Origin of the sequence: Pseudomonas sp. NPDC089741 (assembly GCF_044748825.1) — a bacterium.
Taxonomy (GTDB): domain Bacteria; phylum Pseudomonadota; class Gammaproteobacteria; order Pseudomonadales; family Pseudomonadaceae; genus Aquipseudomonas; species Aquipseudomonas helmanticensis.
Genome location: NZ_JBIVGT010000001.1, coordinates 447,498 through 464,280 on the forward strand (window position 1 = coordinate 447,498; position 16,783 = coordinate 464,280).

12 protein-coding genes are annotated in these 16,783 nt (G+C 60.3%); 4 read left to right on the forward strand and 8 right to left on the reverse strand.

All coding sequences use genetic code 11. The features are described from left to right. Nucleotides 1-35: 35 nt before the first annotated feature. From fdhE to fdnG, 4 genes are read right to left on the reverse strand one after another with little or no spacing between them, the layout of a single operon-like run. The gene (gene fdhE, locus ACIPZE_RS01980; protein WP_400770897.1) at nt 36-962 is read right to left on the reverse strand and encodes a formate dehydrogenase accessory protein FdhE; all 927 of its coding nucleotides are present in this window, start codon (nt 960-962) and stop codon (nt 36-38) included. Nucleotides 963-965: 3 nt separating this feature from the next. Further along, nucleotides 966-1,631, reverse strand: coding sequence for a formate dehydrogenase subunit gamma (locus ACIPZE_RS01985; protein WP_283436498.1), 666 nt, complete (start codon nt 1,629-1,631; stop codon nt 966-968). After that, nucleotides 1,628-2,563: a formate dehydrogenase subunit beta gene (fdxH, locus tag ACIPZE_RS01990; RefSeq protein WP_129393800.1), complete on the reverse strand. Its 936-nt coding sequence runs from the start codon at nt 2,561-2,563 to the stop codon at nt 1,628-1,630. The genes ACIPZE_RS01985 and fdxH overlap by 4 nt, the downstream gene beginning before the upstream one ends. Next, entirely contained in the window at nt 2,564-5,629 is a 3,066-nt protein-coding gene (gene fdnG, locus ACIPZE_RS01995; RefSeq protein WP_400770900.1) for a formate dehydrogenase-N subunit alpha, read from the reverse strand. A gap of 288 nt (nt 5,630-5,917) precedes the next feature. Between fdnG and ACIPZE_RS02000 the strand changes: the two genes are divergently transcribed. From ACIPZE_RS02000 to ACIPZE_RS02015, 4 genes are all read left to right on the forward strand, one after another. Beyond that, entirely contained in the window at nt 5,918-7,066 is a 1,149-nt protein-coding gene (locus ACIPZE_RS02000) for a MalY/PatB family protein (RefSeq protein WP_400770903.1), read from the forward strand. A gap of 185 nt (nt 7,067-7,251) precedes the next feature. Continuing rightward, nucleotides 7,252-8,109, forward strand: a complete 858-nt coding sequence (locus ACIPZE_RS02005; protein ID WP_129393793.1) for a glucose 1-dehydrogenase — start codon at nt 7,252-7,254, stop codon at nt 8,107-8,109. A 160-nt stretch (nt 8,110-8,269) separates the two neighbouring features. After that, a complete protein-coding gene (locus ACIPZE_RS02010; RefSeq protein WP_400770906.1) occupies nt 8,270-9,613 on the forward strand; it encodes a cation:proton antiporter in 1,344 nt (447 codons plus the stop codon). 185 nt (nt 9,614-9,798) lie between these two features. Then, nucleotides 9,799-10,095 (forward strand): hypothetical protein, encoded by a 297-nt coding sequence (locus ACIPZE_RS02015; RefSeq protein WP_400770909.1) that lies wholly within the window; start codon nt 9,799-9,801, stop codon nt 10,093-10,095. Nucleotides 10,096-10,155: 60 nt separating this feature from the next. On the opposite strand, the gene ACIPZE_RS02020 is transcribed toward ACIPZE_RS02015, so the two are convergent. The 4 genes from ACIPZE_RS02020 to ACIPZE_RS02035 form a co-directional block, all read right to left on the reverse strand. After that, nucleotides 10,156-10,692 (reverse strand): hypothetical protein, encoded by a 537-nt coding sequence (locus ACIPZE_RS02020; RefSeq protein ID WP_129393787.1) that lies wholly within the window; start codon nt 10,690-10,692, stop codon nt 10,156-10,158. A 79-nt stretch (nt 10,693-10,771) separates the two neighbouring features. Further along, a complete protein-coding gene (locus ACIPZE_RS02025; protein WP_400770912.1) occupies nt 10,772-12,691 on the reverse strand; it encodes a PAS domain S-box protein in 1,920 nt (639 codons plus the stop codon). 5 nt (nt 12,692-12,696) lie between these two features. Further along, nucleotides 12,697-15,015 carry an ATP-dependent DNA helicase gene (locus tag ACIPZE_RS02030; protein WP_283436505.1) on the reverse strand — a complete coding sequence of 773 codons (2,319 nt, stop codon included), beginning with the start codon at nt 15,013-15,015 and terminating at the stop codon, nt 12,697-12,699. Then, the gene (locus ACIPZE_RS02035; protein WP_400770915.1) at nt 15,012-16,664 is read right to left on the reverse strand and encodes a VRR-NUC domain-containing protein; all 1,653 of its coding nucleotides are present in this window, start codon (nt 16,662-16,664) and stop codon (nt 15,012-15,014) included. The genes ACIPZE_RS02030 and ACIPZE_RS02035 overlap by 4 nt, the downstream gene beginning before the upstream one ends. Nucleotides 16,665-16,783 lie beyond the last annotated feature (119 nt).

Here is a 16,783-nt window from a genome sequence, read left to right on the forward strand (position 1 = left end):
CCACGCAGTGAAAAACAAGAGTGTAGACGCTGTGGTCACTCGTCTCCCGGAGCCAGCAACAGATTCGGTGCCAGACGCTGATAACCATCCTGCGCCAGACGCATGTCCAGCAGCAGACTGCTCAAATCAGCCGACAGCGCCTCGGCGTCGGCATCGTTTTCCAGATACACCAGTTTCAGATAACTGTTGCAGCCCGGACAGACCTCCGCCCTGATCGGCGCCTGATTGGCGGCATGGCGATCATCCTCAAGGCTGAAATAATCCAGACCTTTGCTCGACTCGCAGTACACGCACTTGACCCGCACCACATGCCATTCGCAGGCACACAGCGAACACACCAGATAACGCAAACCGTTGTGTTTGCCACGATGGCGGATGACCCCGGCCATGGCAGGCGAACCGCAGGCCGGGCATTGGCTGAGACTGTCGCCGGGTTTCAGTTGCAGATTCGGTGCGCTGAGCAACCAATGGCTCCACGCCGTTTGCAGCGCCGCGCCGAGAAACGGCACCAGTTGCGCCGGCACCATCGAATATTGACCACTGACCAACGCCACGCCCCACGAACGCAACTGTCCGGAACTGGCGACCCGCAGCGTCGTCAGCGCATCAACCACGGCGGGTTGCTCATCAGGGACATAACGTTGCAACAGAGCATCGAGATACGCCTGCCACGCGTCTTCGCGGATCAGCGTATCGGCGGCGAACGGCGGCAAACCATGCTGCTGACACACCTCGATCCGTTGCTGATCAAACGGCGCTACAAGCGGTGGATCATCGAACACCTGCTGCTGCACCCGACACAATCCGGCAATCAAGCGCAGATACTCGGCCAGCGCATGCCCCTCGGCCAGTTGCTCCAGCCGATCAGCACGCAGCGAAAACAGATTATGCGGCGGCAGATGCAAAAACGGCGGCGAACTCGCCGCCGCTTCGATTTCCCCAGGTTCCAGAATGGTTGGCAAAAGTCAGCCCTTTTTGGTGATCGGTCGCTCCGGCACGTCCGGGTTGCGTTCATCGCGGGTGATGTCGCGATACCACAGTTCATGGTGTTTCTTCGCCCAGGCGCGGCTGACCCAGCCGTGCATCATCGCGTCCACCGAGCCCTTGATCCACAGCCCGGCGTAGATGTGAATGATGATGCTCAGCACCAGCACAAACCCGGCCAGCGCATGCAGGAGCATCGCCCAGCGAATCACGCTGATGCCGAAATACGCACTGAAATAGGCGCGCCAGATCACCAGCCCGGTAAACAACAAACCGAGCATGCACAGCAGTAAAGTCCAGAACAGCATCTTCTGCCCGGCGTTGTACTTGCCTACCGGCGGCACGCTTTCTTCATCGTTGACCAACACCCGATCGATGCGGCGCATCCATTTCCAGTCATTGTCGATAAAGAAATTCGCACGCCAGAAACGAAACACCAGGCCGAGGAACAACACAAACATCGCCACACCCATGAACGGATGCAAAATCCGCGTCCACGGCCCGCCGCCGAACAGGTTGCTCAGCCAGAACAGCGACGGATGAAACAACGCCAGCCCGGACAGCCCGGCCATGAAAAACAGGATCGCCACCAGCCAGTGATTGGTGCGCTGGTTGGCGGTGTAACGCAGGATCGTCTTGTTGCTCATGGCCGCTCCTCCCCGCGTGGATCGAAGGTGTGCACCGCCGGATCGACGACATGCACCGAGGTATCGGGTGGCGTTGGATGCTCATCTTCTTCGACGCGATTCGGGCCGATGCGCACGTAATGGAAGAACCCGGCCAGCACCGCCGCGCCCATGGCCAACAGGCCCAAAGGTTTGCTGATGCCTTTCCACAGACCGACCAACGGACTGATCGCTGGATCCTGCGGTAAACCCGCATAGATTTTCGGCGTGTCCGCATGGTGCAGCACATACATCACGTGCGTGCCGCCAACACCGGCCGGGTCATACAGACCGGCATTCTCGAAACCACGGCTTTTCAGATCGACGATGCGCTCGGCAGCGTGTTCCTTCATGTCTTCCTTGGTGCCGAAGACGATGGCGCCGGTCGGGCAGGTTTTCACGCAGGCCGGCTCCAGGCCTACCGCCACGCGATCCGAACACAAGGTGCATTTGTAGGCCTTGTGATCTTTCTGCGAAATGCGCGGAATGTTGAACGGGCATCCGGTGATGCAATAGCCGCAACCGATGCAGTGATCCTGATCGAAATCGACGATGCCGTTGGCGTGCTTGATGATCGCGCCGGGGCTCGGGCACGCCGCCAGACAACCGGGTTCGGCGCAGTGCATGCAGCCGTCCTTGCGGATCAGCCATTCGAGGTTGCCGGCGTCGGTTTCGTGCTCGGTGAAGCGCATCAACGTCCAGGTTTCAGCGCTCAAGTCCTGCGGATTGTCGTAGGTGCCGTGATTGTGACCGACCTCGTCGCGCAGCTCGTTCCATTCCGAGCACGCGACCTGGCAGGCCTTGCAGCCGATGCACTTGGTGGTGTCGATCAGCTTGGCCACTTCTTCCTGATTCCTCACCGACGGTGGCACAGTGGTGGTGGCCGAGCGGGCAATAATGTCTTGGCTGGCCATTTAGAGTTTCTCCACGTTGACCAGGAATGACTTGGATTCCGGGGTCTGTGTATTGCCATCGCCGAGGAACGGCACCAGGGTGTTGGTCAGGTAACCGTGACGCGTCAGGCCGGTAAAACCCCAATGCAACGGAATGCCGATCTGATGCACGACCTGGCCGTTGACCTGCAGCGGCCGGATCCTTTTCGTCACCACCGCCACCGCTTCGATAAAGCCGCGTTTGCAACTGACCCGCACGCGATCGCCGGCAGCGATGCCCTTCTCTTTCGCCAGCACTTCGCCGATTTCCACGAACTGCTCGGGTTGAGCAATCGCGTTCAACTTGCAGTGCTTGCTCCAGAAGTGGAAATGCTCGGTCAGCCGGTAACTGGTGCCGGCGTACGGGAAGTCCTTGGCCTCGCCGAGGGTTTCCCAGACCGAATCGAAGATCCGCGCCGCCGGGTTGCTGGTGGCTTTCTTGTTTTGCGGGTGCAACGGGTTGATGCCGATCGGCGTTTCGAACGGCTCGTAGTGCTCGGGGAATGGCCCTTCGTTCATCTTGTCGACGGCGAAGAACCGCGCGACGCCCTCGGGGTTCATGATGAACGGATTCATCCCGGCCTCTGGCGGCACGTCGGCCTTGTAGTCCGGGACGTCGGTGCCGCCCCAAGCCTTGCCGTTCCACCACACCAGACGTTTTTTCGGATCCCACGGCTTGCCGGCGACATCCGCCGAAGCACGGTTGTAGAGAATCCGCCGGTTGGCCGGCCAGGCCCACGCCCAGCCCAAATGCTGGTGCATGCCGTAAGGATCGCTGTTGTCGCGGCGCGCCATCTGGTTGCCAGCCTCGGTCCAGCTACCGGCAAAGATCCAGCAACCCGACGCGGTGCTGCCGTCATCCTTGAGCAAGCCAAAGCCTGCCAGTTGCGAGCCAGCCTTGACCGCGACGCCGGTGGCATCGGTGAAATCCGCCACGGCGCTACCGTTGATTTCCTTGGCCAGTTCCTCCGGCGAAGGTTCGTCGGGGATCTTGTATGGCCACGTCAGTTTCAACAGCGGATCGGCGAATTTGCCACCCTCGGCCTGATAACGCTTGCGCAGGCGCAGGAACAGTTCGGCCATGATGCGAATGTCGGTCTGCGCTTCGCCCGGGCCATCGGCGCCTTTCCAGTGCCATTGCAGCCAGCGGCTGCTGTTGACCAGCGAGCCGTCCTCTTCGGCGAAACAAGTGGTGGGCAGGCGAATGACTTCGGTGTGGATTTCGTCGCTTTTCACATCGTTGTACGGCCCGACGTTGTGCCAGAACTCCGAGGTTTCGGTGGCCAGCGGATCCATCACCACCAGCCACTTCAACTTCGCCAATGCGCCCATCACGCGGTTTTTGTCCGGCAACGCGGCAATCGGGTTGAAGCCTTGGCAGAAGTAGCCGTTGACCTTGCCCTGGCTCATCAGGTCGAACATCTTCAAAACGTCGTAGTTGGGGATGTCGAGTTTTGGCAAATGGTCGTAGCACCAATTGTTCTCGAGCGTGGCGTTGGCGCCGTACCACGACTTCATCAGGCTGACGTGGAATTTGCTGTAGTTCTGCCAGTAGGACAATTGCCCCGGTCTGAGCGGAACCTGCGTGCGCTTGTGGATGAACTGACCGTAGTCCTGCTCGCTGTCGCTGGCCAATGTCAGATAGCCCGGCAGCGCATTTGAGAGCAAGCCGAGGTCGGTCAGCCCCTGAATATTGGAGTGTCCGCGCAAGGCATTGACCCCGCCACCCGGCATGCCGACGTTGCCCAGCAGCAGTTGCACCATCGCCGCGCTACGAATGATCTGCGCACCGATCGAGTGCTGCGTCCAGCCGAGGGCGTAGAGAATCGTCATGGTCTTGCCCGGAATCGAGCAGGTGGCGATTTCGTCCCAGATTTTCTGCATGGCGTCGACCGGCATGCCGCAGATCTGGCTCGCGAGGTCGATGGTGTAGCGGCTGTAATGCTGCTTCATCAATTGATAGACGCAGCGCGGGTGTTGCAGCGTCGGGTCGACTTTGGCAAAGCCGTCGTCGCCCATCTCGTAGCCCCAGCCGGACTTGTCGGTGTAGCTGCGCTTGGCGACGTCGTAGCCGCTGAAGATGCCGTCTTCGAAGCCATAGCCTTCTCTGACGATGAACGACACGTCGGTGTAATTGCGCACGTACTCGTGCTGGATCTTGTCCTCGGTCAGCAGGTAATTGATCAGCCCGCCCATGAAGGCGATGTCGGTGCCGGTGCGGATCGGCGCGTAATAGTCGGCCACGGACGCGGTACGGGTAAAACGCGGATCGACCACAATCAGCCGCGCAGCGTTGTGCGCTTTGGCTTCGGTCACCCATTTGAAGCCGCACGGATGCGCTTCTGCTGCGTTGCCACCCATCACCAGGATCAGATTCGCGTTGGCGATATCGGTCCAGGTATTGGTCATGGCACCACGGCCGTACGTCGGGGCAAGACTTGCCACCGTCGGGCCGTGTCAGACACGCGCCTGGTTATCGAACCCCAGCATGCCGAGGCTGCGAATCACCTTTTGGGTGATGTAACCGGCTTCGTTGGACGCTGCCGACGCGGCGAGGAACCCGGTGCTCAGCCAGCGATTCACCGTTTGCCCGTTGGCATTCTGTTCGATGAAGTTGGCGTCACGGTCGGTTTTCATCAGGTCGACAATGCGATCGAGCGCTTCGTCCCAACTGATCCGCGTCCATTCACTGCTGCCCGGTTTGCGCGTTTGCGGGTAGAGCAAACGGCCGGGGCTGTGAATGAAGTCGAGCAGGCCGGCGCCTTTCGGGCAGAGGGTGCCGCGGTTGACCGGATGGTCGGCGTCGCCCTCGATGTGAATGATGCTCTGCGCTACGTTCTTCGCTCCATCGCCCTGGCTGTACATGATCAACCCGCAGCCGACCGAGCAATACGGACAGGTGTTGCGGGTTTCATGGGTGTGGGCAAGCTTGAAGTGGCGCACCTGCTCGGCGAAGGCCAGCGTTGGGGCCATGCCCAACGCGCCCAGGCTCGAGCCTGCAAGGCCGATACCGGCGACCTTGAAGAACTGACGACGGCTGAGATCCATCGTGCACTCCTGATCAGGTGGAACCCGGTACTTGTGCCGGGTTTTGTCTGGACAAACACGGTTGCGGCAAACGTCTGCCGACCTTTTCACTGTAGACAATGACCACACGATCTGTGTGAAAACCGACCGTCGGAGGCTGTAGAGCCTTTGTAGGAGCTGCCGAAGGCTGCGATCTTTTGACTTTGCTTGTAAAAAACAAGATCAAAAGATCGCAGCCTTCGGCAGCTCCTACAGGGTTTGAGGGTTTATCATGGCCGGCAGAATCAACCCGCCTTCACGAGACCGCGCATGACTTTCGATTTTGATCAGGTATTCGACCGCCACGACACCGGCAGCACCAAATGGAGCCGCTATTCGGCCGATGTGTTGCCGATGTGGGTCGCTGATATGGATTTCGCCGCGCCACCGGTGATCATCGAGGCGTTGCAACAGCGCCTGCTGCACCCGCTGGTGGGTTACAGCGTCGCTCAGGACAACCTGCGCGAGGCCATCGTCGCCGACCTATGGGCCAAGTTTGCCTGGCAGGTCAAACCGCAAGAGCTGATCTTCCTGCCGGGCGTCGAGTCCGGTTTCAACATGGCTTTGAAAGCACTGGTGCAGCCGCAACAGAACGTCGTCGTGCAGGTGCCGAATTACCCGCCGCTACGCCATGCACCGGGGCATTGGGGCTTGAACAAGGTCGAGCTGGAGTTCGACGCGCAGGCAGACGGCACCTACTTGACCCCGCTGGAGGTGCTGCGTGAATCGCTGAACGGCGGCGGCGCGCTGTTGCTGAGCAACCCGCACAACCCGATCGGCAAAGTATTCGGCCGTGAAGAACTGCAAGCCGTGGCGGATATCTGCGTGGCGCAGGACGCATGGATCATCTCCGACGAGATCCATGCCGAGCTGTGCTTCGACGGTCGCGTGCACATTCCGACCGCCTCGCTCAGCGCGGAAATCGCCCAACGTACCATCACACTGATGTCGGCGAGCAAGGCCTACAACATCGCCGGTCTGAAGACCTCGTTCATGATCATCCAGGACGCCGCCCTGCGCGAACGCGTCAACCACGCCCGTTGCGGCATGGTCGACAGCGTCAATCCGCTGGGCATGGAAGCGACGCGCGTGGCCTACAGTGAAGGCGCGCCGTGGCTGGCCGAGCTGAAAACCTATCTGCAAGGCAACCGTGACTGGCTGGTTGAAGCCGTGCGCAGCCGCTTGCCGGGCGTAACCATCAATGTGCCGCAGGGCACGTACCTTGCGTGGCTTGATTGCTCGGCGCTGGAGCTGGCCAACCCGCAGCAGTTCTTCCTCGAACAGGGCAAGATCGGCCTCAGCGCCGGCCTCGACTTCGGCGATCAGCACCAGCAATTCGTGCGCCTGAACTTCGGCTGCCCGCGCTCGCTGCTCGAAGAAGGCATCAGCCGCATGGAGCGCGCTCTGACTCCCCGCTAACACCTTTCCCCTGTAGGAGCTGCCGCAGGCTGCGATCTTTTGATCTTGTTTTTTAAGATCAAGATCAAGATCAAAAGATCGCAGCCTGCGGCAGCTCCTACATGAGGGGCGGAAATCCGATCGAACTCACGGCAAAAAATCCGGGTCAACCACCCATACCTGCCCTGAGACCTCGGAGACCCGCGATGACCGACTATCCAAAACCGCCCTTCCCTACACAAGCCCAGGCCGTGCCCGGTTCGCAACGCAAGATGGAGCCCTATCCCGATTGCGGCGAGCAAAGCTATGTCGGCTCCGGTCGGCTGGCCGGCAAGATTGCCCTGATCACCGGCGCCGACAGCGGTATCGGCCGCGCCGTGGCGATAGCCTTTGCCCGTGAAGGTGCCGACGTTGCCGTCGCCTATCTGAATGAACACGAAGACGCCAAGGAAACCGCGCGCTGGGTCGAACAGGCCGGTCGCCAGTGTTTACTGCTGCCCGGTGACATCGCACAGAAAGCCCATTGCCAGGCGTTGGTCGACAAGACGGTCGAGCGTTTCGGACGCATCGACGTGCTGGTCAACAACGCCGCGTTCCAGATGACCCACGAGACCTTCGAGGAAATCCCCGACGAGGAGTGGGTGATGACTTTCGACGTCAACATCACGGCGATTTTCCGGCTGTGCCAGGCCGCGATCAAACACATGCGCGCCGGGGCGTCGATCATCAACACCAGTTCGATCAACTCGGACATGCCCAAGCCGTCCCTGCTCGCCTACGCTACCACCAAAGGCGCCATCGCCAATTTCACCGGCGGCCTCGCGCAGATGCTCGGGCCGCGAGAGATCCGCGTGAACTGCGTCGCGCCGGGGCCGATCTGGACGCCTTTGATCGTCTCGACCATGCCCGACGAGGAAGTACAGAACTTCGGCGCACAAACCCCGCTCGGCCGCCCCGGACAACCGGTGGAAGTGGCACCGATCTACGTGCTGCTGGCCTCGGATGAAGCGAGCTACATCACTGGCCAGCGCTATGGCGTGACCGGCGGTAAGCCGATGCTGTGAGTAATCGAACTGTAGGAGCTGCCGCAGGCTGCGATCTTTTGATGTGGATGCTAAAAACAAGGTCAAAGGATCGCAGCCTGCGGCAGCTCCTACAGGGGCGGCGTCAGAAGCGAAAGGGTCTCTGCAGGCGGCCGTCATTAATCACTGAGGGCGGCACATCATGAGCTTTGTCGTGTGGGTGGCGGTCCTCGGCGCGGTGCTGCTGACCCTTGCACTGACCTCCTCGTACCTGCGCTGGATGCCCGTGACCACCTCGGCAGTCTGCCTGCTGCTGGGCATCGGCATCGGCCCCAGTGGTCTCGACTTGCTCGAATTGCCCTTGCAGGACGCTTCGCTGTGGATGGAGCACCTGACAGAAGTCGCCGTGCTGTTTTCGCTGTTTGTCTGCGGACTGAAGTTGCGCCTGCCCTTGCGCGACAAGCGCTGGCGGATCGCTTTCGGGCTGGCGGGGCCGGTGATGGTGCTGACCATCGCCGGGGTTTGCCTGTTGCTGCACTGGGCGTTGCAGTTGCCGTGGGGGCCGTCGCTGTTGATCGGGGCGATGTTGGCGCCGACCGATCCGGTACTCGCGGCGCTGGTCCAGGTCAATGATGCTCGGGATGTCGACAGCGTGCGTTTCGGCCTGTCCGGCGAGGCCGGGCTGAACGATGGCATCGCCTTCCCGTTCGTCATCCTCGGGCTGTTGCTGATTCATGGCGAAGGCAGTGCTGCCGAATGGCAGGGCTGGGTCTTGCGCAGCTTATTGTGGGCGGTGCCTGCCGGCTTGCTCACCGGTTACTGGATGGGTCGAGGCATTGGCCGGGTGACGCTGTCGCTGCGCATTCGCAATGACGACAGCACGCTGAGCCCGAATGATTATCTGGCGTTATCGCTGATCGCCCTGGCTTACGTCGTCGCCGATGCGATCGGCGGCTACGGCTTTTTGTCGGTGTTTGCCGCCGGCCTGGGCCTGCGCCAGGTCGAAGTGAAATCCACCGGCGCCAGCCAACCGCCCGCCGAACACCTGGTGCAGCCAGTGGTCGGGCATCAGAACATCGAGCCGCAGCATGCCGTGCATGGCAACACCGAGCAGATGGAGAGCAGTCAGGTGGCGGCCGGCATCATGATGGGCGATATGTTGTCGTTCGGCGGTCTGGTCGAGCGCGCAATGGAAGTGTTTCTGGTGACCCTGCTCGGCGTGGTACTGATCGCGCATTGGGATTGGCGCGCGCTGTTGGTCGGCGGTGTGTTGTTCTGCCTGATTCGCCCGGCGTGTGTCGCGCTGATGCCGTGGGGAACCCTGCTCGACCGCCGCCAACGCGGGATGATCGGCTGGTTCGGCATTCGCGGGATCGGCAGCCTGTTCTATCTGTTCTACGCCTTGAACCATGGCTTGAGCGACACGCTGGCGACGGTGTGCACGGACCTCACGTTGTCGGTGGTGGCGTTGAGCATTTTGCTGCATGGCATCAGCACTCAGCCGATCCTCGCTCGCTACGAACAACACAAGCAGCGAAAAAACTGATTTTTATCGCGAAATTTTCTGGAGAAATTCATCGAATTTTCTTTTCAAAAAAAATGGATCGCGGCGTAACTCCCGACAGTCACAAGCATAACCCCCGCTGGATCGATTCGGTGGGGCCCGGCAGGTTCGGTTCCCCTGCGGCTTCATGCCTATGAAAAGGAATCCCGAAAAGTAAGGTTACGGTCATGAAAGAATGCTCGACTCCTGCGCAAATCAAAGCCTGCAGAGCACTGGCTCTGGAACGCAATCGCCAATTGTTCGAAAACGCCCATGCCCTCAACCGTGCGGCCAACGAAATGCTTGAAACAGACAATCTGGACTTCGAGCAATTCGAGCGTTATCGAGCCATGCGCAAACGAGCCGATCTGATGTTTGAAGATGCCATCGACCATCTGTGTGTGCTCAACGAAGATTTCCCGCCGATCCCGATGTCCTCGCACAACTCGGTACAGTTGCGTCGACAGCTGGAAACCACGGCGTAATGATTCAGCTAAAGAAAAAGCCCGGCGCTGGTATGGCCGGGCTTTTTCTTTGCCTGTCGATCAGCCCCCGGGGTTAGTCACCTGGATGAACACTGAGTAACTGCCCAACATCATCCAGAACGCCGCAAAAATCCATGGGGTACGCACTGAGAACAGCAGCGACTTGCGATAACCCTTGTGGCTCGACTCCATCTCACTGAACAGCGGCGACTCGTCATACGCCAAACCCATGAGCGGCTCACTGTGCAGCAAATGACTCTGTTTGAAATGCCAGTGATCGATGATGTCGTACGCCGCGCGAATGCCCGGCCAGGCGTTCAACGAGCTGAGCAACCCGAGCAGCGCCAGAAAAGGTGGCACCACGAGGGTGAACAACTTGCCCCATTCCGGGTTGAGATTGGCCATGCACGAGGCGAAGGCAATCACCAGAAACGATTGCGCCGCCAGGTAAGCGTCAGTGCGATTGGCCAGAATGCTGGTTTCGTACTGGATCTCCCGACGATAGAAATCCAGCCTTTCCTTGGGTGAACCGAACATCTTGGCGTCGTGTTCGGTGAGGTTTTCTTCAGCGGTCGGCTGGGTCAGTATGCGAGACAAAAGACGCACGCTCCGTGGCAGGTAAACCGTTTAGAAGCCCCCCGTTGCGCACTAGTTCAGGCGGATTTGCCGCGTTTTGTCATTTCATCGACTGGGCAATGATCTCCACCAGATTCAATTGAGTGAAGGGTTTTGGCAGTCGTGGCAACTGCGCAGCGAAGCCTTCAAGGCGTTCGGCGTAACCGGTGGCGAGGATGATCGGCAGATCGGGTTTCAACAGACGCACGGAATGCGCCAGTTGCGCGCCGCTCATCTGCGGCATGGCCATGTCGGTGATCATCAAATCGATGATTTCGTTCTGCTCGAGCAGTTTCAGCGCCTGTGCGCCAGACGTGGCGCTGACGACCCGATGGCCGAGGTCTTCGAGCAGCAGGCTGGTGCTGGTCAAGACCAGCGAGTCGTCATCCACCACCAAAACGCTGAGTCTGGGCACCGAAATCGGCTCGATCGCGGGATACAAGGGTTTCACCGTTGCGCCCGCGACGGCCACCGGCAGCCAGAGTTCGGCGTGGGTGCCGCGGCCTTTTTCGCTCTTGAGCACAAAACGCCCGCCGAGTTGCTCGATGAACCCGTGCACCATCGACAACCCCAGCCCGGTGCCTTTGCCCAGGCCCTTGGTGGTGAAAAACGGGTCTCTGGCCGACGCCAGCGTGTGCTCGTCCATGCCCTCGCCACTGTCGATCAGGCTCAAGCACACATAGCGCCCGGCCGTCAGCGTTGCCTGGCTTTGCTCAAGTACCACTTGCGGTTGCGCGGTGATCAATACGCTGCCGCCGTCGGGCATGGCATCGCGGGCGTTGGTCGCCAGATTGAGAATGGCCAGTTCCAGTTGATTGGTATCGGCGAGCACCGCTTCCAGATCCTCGGGAAATTGCGTTTCGATCCGGATCCCCGGCCCCATCGAACTGCGCAGAAGGCCCATGATGCCTTGCACCAGTTGCGCAATATTCACCGATTCGGTCTTGAGTTCCTGGCGACGCGCGAACGCCAGCATGCGCTGGGTCAGCGACACGCCACGCAGCGCCCCTTGGGTAGCGTTTTCGAGCAGACGGCCGAGCTTTGGATCGTCGCCCGTGCGCTTTTGCAGAATCTCCAGATTGCCCAGAATCACCGTCAGCAGATTGTTGAAGTCATGGGCGATGCCGCCGCTGAGCTGACCGATGGCCTGCATCTTTTGCGCCTGGAACAACGCCTCGCGGGTTTTCTCCAGCGCCTCTTGTGCCTGATGGGCCTCGGTCACGTCACGGGTGATCTTGGCGAAACCGAGCAACGTGCCGGTGTCACCGCGAATCGCATCGACCACCACGTGGGCGAGAAAGCGTGTGCCGTCCTTGCGTACCCGCCAACTGCGGTTTTCGAAGCGACCCTCACGGGTGGCTATCTCCAGCGCGCGTGCCGGCTCACCGATCTCGCGGTCTTCGGGGGTGTAGAAAATCGAGAAATGCTGGCCGATGATTTCTTCCGGCAAATAACCTTTGATGCGTTGTGCGCCCTGGTTCCAGTTACTCACCCGACCTTCCGGGCTGAGCATGTAGATCGCGTAATCGGTCACGCCCTGCACCAGCAGGCGGAACTGCTGTTCGCTTTGCTTGAGGGTTTCTTCGGCCATCTTGCGGTCGGTCAGATCACGGGTGATCTTGGCGAAACCGAGCAACTGGCCATTCGGGTCGATGATCGGATCAATCACCACGTGCGACCAGAAGTTGGTGCCGTCCTTGCGTACCCGCCAGCCTTCGCCTTCGAAACGGCCCTCGCGGATCGCCGTATCGAGCGCGCGTTGCGGCAGCCCGGCGGCGCGATCGTCAGCGGTATAGAAACGTGAAAAATGCTCGCCGAGGATTTCCGCTTCTTCGTAACCCTTGAAGCGTTTGGCGCCCGAGTTCCAGCTGGTGATGATGCCGCCGGGGTCGATCATGTAGATCGCATAGTCGACGACCGCATCGATCAACAGCCTGAAACGCATTTCCTCGATCGCCGCGGCCTTGTTCTTTTCAATCATCACATTCACCGCACACAGTTATGTGCTGGAGTATGCGTCAATCCGCCAAATTGAAAAGCGTCCGCCTCGTTTTTGATTGACCACCAGCGCGGCAGCAGTTGCTGGATCCGACTCTCGGCAAAGCGATCGTCGATCAACATCACCACGCCACGATCTTCGCGCGTGCGGATCACCCGGCCGGCGGCCTGCACCACTTTCTGTACACCGGGATACAGGTAGGTGTAGTCATAGCCGGCGCCGAAGATCGCCGCCATGCGCCGTTTCAACTGTTCATTGACCGGATTGAGTTGTGCCAGCCCCAGCGTGGCAATGAATGCGCCGATCAGCCGTGCGCCGGGCAAGTCGATGCCTTCGCCGAACGCTCCGCCCAATACGGCAAACCCGACGCCCTGACTTTGCGTGGTGAACTGGTCGAGAAACGCCTGCCGCTGCCCTTCGAGCATGCCGCGCGATTGCTGCCACAAGGTGATGTGCGGGTGCCGTTCGGCGAGCAGCGTTGCGACTTGTTGCAGATAGTCGAAGCTGCTGAAGAACGCCAGGTAATTGCCCGAACGCTCAGCGAATTGCCTGGCGATCAGCTCGACTATCGGCTCCAGCGACGCCTGACGGTGATTGAAGCGCGTCGAAATCCGGCTGATCACCTGCACCTGCAACTGCGCCGCGCTGAACGGCGATTCGACGTCGATCCACACCGTATCGGCCGGCGTGCCAAGCAAGTCGGCGTAATAGTTACGCGGGCTCAGCGTCGCGGAAAACAGCACGCTGCTGCGCGCCGCCTTCAGGCGCGGGCCAATAAACGCCGCAGGCACGACGTTGCGCAGGCACAGTTGCGACAGCGGGCGCTTGCGGTCGAGGTCGCGTTTGCTGATATCGAACAGGTAATGCTCATCGAACAACTCCGCGACCCGGGCAAACTGCAGCAGCTCGAAATAGAAGCTTTGCAATGCGCTGTCGAGTCCCTGCGGATGGTCATTCAGGTAATCGCCGATGGCCGCGCAACACAGCGAGATTGCTTGCAGCAGTTTCTCCGGCGCCTTGTCGTAGGCCTGATACGCAGCCAGTTGCGGGGCATGCAGCGCGTTCCATTCACGGTTGAGGCGTTGCAGGGATTTCTTCAGCGCTTCGGGCGCGGTTTTGCGCACCGCACCGAGGGCGAACTGGTCGAGACTGGCGCTGTACATCTGCCGCCCGCGCTCGACGAGGTTGTGCGCCTCATCGGCGAGCACCGCGACTTTCCACTGATTGAGCTGCGCCAGACCGAACAGCAGCGCACTGAAATCGAAGTAATAGTTGTAGTCGGCGACCACCACGTCAGCCCAACGGGCCATTTCCTGGCTCAGGTAATACGGACACACCGCATGCTGCGTGGCGACGGCGCGCATGGCGGCCTGATCGAGCAGATTGACCCGGCTGGCCGCCTCACGAGCGGCCGGCAAGCGATCGTAGAAACCTTGCGCCAACGGGCAGGATTCGCCATGGCACGCTTTGTCCGGATGTTCGCAGGCCTTGTCCCGGGCGACCATTTCCAAGACCCGCAAAGGCAAGTTCGCCGATTGCTCGAACAGTACCTGACTGGCGTCCAGCGCCAGTTTGCGCCCCGGCGTCTTGGCGGTCAGGAAGAACACTTTGTCCAGCTGCTGCGGCGCCAGCGCCTTGAGCATCGGAAACAAGGTGCCGAGGGTTTTTCCGATGCCGGTCGGCGCCTGGGCCATCAGGCAACGCCCGGTGCTGATCGCCTTGAACACCGATTCCGCCAGATGCCGTTGCCCCGGACGAAACTCTGCGTGAGGAAAGCGCAGTTGCTGCGCCGCGAGATTACGCGCCTGGCGATGAGCCATTTCCTCTTCGGCCCAGTGCAGGAACAAGCCACACTGTTGCTCGAAAAACGCTTGCAGGGCCTCAGCGCTGAACGCTTCGACCAGACAGGTTTCCTTTTCGCTGACGATGTCGAAATACACCAGCGCCAGATTGATCTGCTGCAGATCGAGCTTGCGGCACATCAGCCAGCCGTAGATTTTCGCTTGCGCCCAGTGCAACTGACGGTGATTGGCCGGTTGCTTGCTCAGGTCGCCGCGGTAGGTTTTGACTTCTTCCAGACAGTTTTGCCCAGGATCGTAGCCGTCCGCCCTGCCCTTGATCTTCAACTGGCGAAACTCGCCCTCAAGGGCCACCTCGCTTTGGTATTTGTCGTTGCGCCGTGAGGCCACGGTGCGGTGGCCGGCGATGCCTTCGAGTGCCGTCGGCGACGGGGTGAAACGCAGGTCGAGGTCGCCGGTCTTGGCGGTGAACTCACACAGCGCCCGCACCGCAATGCTGTAGCTCACGCGCTCTGCTCCGCCCATTGCACGTAACACACAGCCACCGGCATCTGGTGTTCGTGGCAGAACTCCAGCCAGCGCAATTGGTTGTCCTGCAAGCGGTCGCCGGGGCCTTTGACTTCAATCATCCGATAGGTTTTGGCTTGCGGCCAGAACTGGATCAGGTCCGGCATGCCGGCGCGGTTGGCCTTGATGTCGAGCAACAAACGCTGGAACCAGTGCTTGAGGTGTTCAGCCGGCAGGCAGGCCAACGCCTGCTCCAGCAGCGGTTCACTGAGTGCGCCCCAGAACACGAATGGCGACTGAATGCCCCATTTCTCGGCAAACCGCTGGCGAATGGTCGAGGCGTAGCGGCCATCGTCGAGTTCATCGAGGCAGGCCTGGAACAGCGCAGCGCGACGTGGCTGGAAATCTTCATTGAGCAAATCGACCGGCCCGCGCTGGAACGGATGAAAGAATGCCCCCGGCAACGGCGCAAAGATCGCCGGCCAGCACAACAGGCCAAACAAGGAGTTGATCAGGCTGTTTTCCACGTAATGCACCGGGCCGTCGTCGTCATGCAGATGCGCCTGCACGTAAAACTCCACCGACAACCCAGGATCGCTGCGCAGCAATTGCAAATCGAGGCGCTCGACCGGTTTTGCCGCTGTGCGCTTGAGTGGCGGTCCACCGAGTTTGCGCCGCAAGCGCGGCATTATTCGCTGCAAGCCTTGCTGTTCGGCGGCACTTTCAGGCGCCTGTTCGGCCAGCGTACCGAGTTGCAGGCCAAGGGCGTATTCGCCGCAGCGTTCCAGCACGCGAATCATGCGCAATCGCGCGCCGGGGTAGGCGCATTCGCGGTAGATGCTCAAGGCCAGCGCAAACTCGCTGATGCGCTCGCAATACTGGCCGATCTGGAACAACACCTTGCCACGTCGACGTTGCAGCCACGGGTTATCGAAATGCACGGCGCTGACTTGCTCGACGATGCTGTCCAGCGGTTCACCGGCCTCGAAGCGCAACTGGCAGTTGTGCAGGAACAGGCAGGCGTCGACGTCTTCACGGCTGCGCAGGCCGCGCGAATCAGCGCAGAACTCGACTTTCTCGTAGGTAAAGATGCCCAGATCAGCGAGGACGAACTCCGACCAATCCTGATAAAGGTTGCCGAAGAACATCAGGCGCAGGCGATCACACAGGTCCATGATGGTCAGGCTGAATAGCCGCTCGGTCAGCTGCGGCGCCCAATCGCGCAGGCTGCGGGCGTCGCTGAACTGTTCGGCGAGCAGCGGCAGCCAATCGTCCTTGCGCCCCTTGGGTTGCTCGATGAATTCGCTGAATGCCTGGAGGATTTCGGCCTTGAGCAATACATCGAACAGTTCGGCCACTGCCAGCGGCGCGCATTCGTCGAGCCAGCCATGAGCCAGCAACGATTGTGCGGCGTGGGCGATGTCGCCGATTTCAGGGTAATTGAGCTTGCCGGCGCGAAAGTGCACGCCCTTGCGCATCACCATGCGCACCAAAAGGCCTTGCGAGGCTTTGGGCAACGCCTTGAAGTCGCGGATGAAGCCGTGCTCGGTTTCGCTCATCACGTCGGCATAGCGCAATTCAAGCCAATCAAGCACTTGCCGGAAGTTGTTGAGGTAATAGAACGGATCGTCGAGGGGATTGGCAGTCACGGGAATTCAGGGCCATGGCGAGCGAGTACTGGTTATGCGTACAGATACCAGTTCAGCCCTGCCCGGTGCAAACGGAAAAGGATCAATGGCATTTTTTAACCGGGTAATCGAACTTTTCC

What these genes read in the sequence shown, in the direction of transcription:
- ACIPZE_RS01985 (WP_283436498.1), bottom strand. Translation starts at nt 1,631, where the DNA reads ATGAGCAACAAGACGATCCTGCGTTACACCGCCAACCAGCGCACCAAT.
- fdxH (WP_129393800.1), bottom strand. Translation starts at nt 2,563, where the DNA reads ATGGCCAGCCAAGACATTATTGCCCGCTCGGCCACCACCACTGTGCCA.
- ACIPZE_RS02000 (WP_400770903.1), top strand. Translation starts at nt 5,918, where the DNA reads ATGACTTTCGATTTTGATCAGGTATTCGACCGCCACGACACCGGCAGC.
- ACIPZE_RS02005 (WP_129393793.1), top strand. Translation starts at nt 7,252, where the DNA reads ATGACCGACTATCCAAAACCGCCCTTCCCTACACAAGCCCAGGCCGTG.
- ACIPZE_RS02010 (WP_400770906.1), top strand. Translation starts at nt 8,270, where the DNA reads ATGAGCTTTGTCGTGTGGGTGGCGGTCCTCGGCGCGGTGCTGCTGACC.
- ACIPZE_RS02015 (WP_400770909.1), top strand. Translation starts at nt 9,799, where the DNA reads ATGAAAGAATGCTCGACTCCTGCGCAAATCAAAGCCTGCAGAGCACTG.
- ACIPZE_RS02025 (WP_400770912.1), bottom strand. Translation starts at nt 12,691, where the DNA reads ATGATTGAAAAGAACAAGGCCGCGGCGATCGAGGAAATGCGTTTCAGG.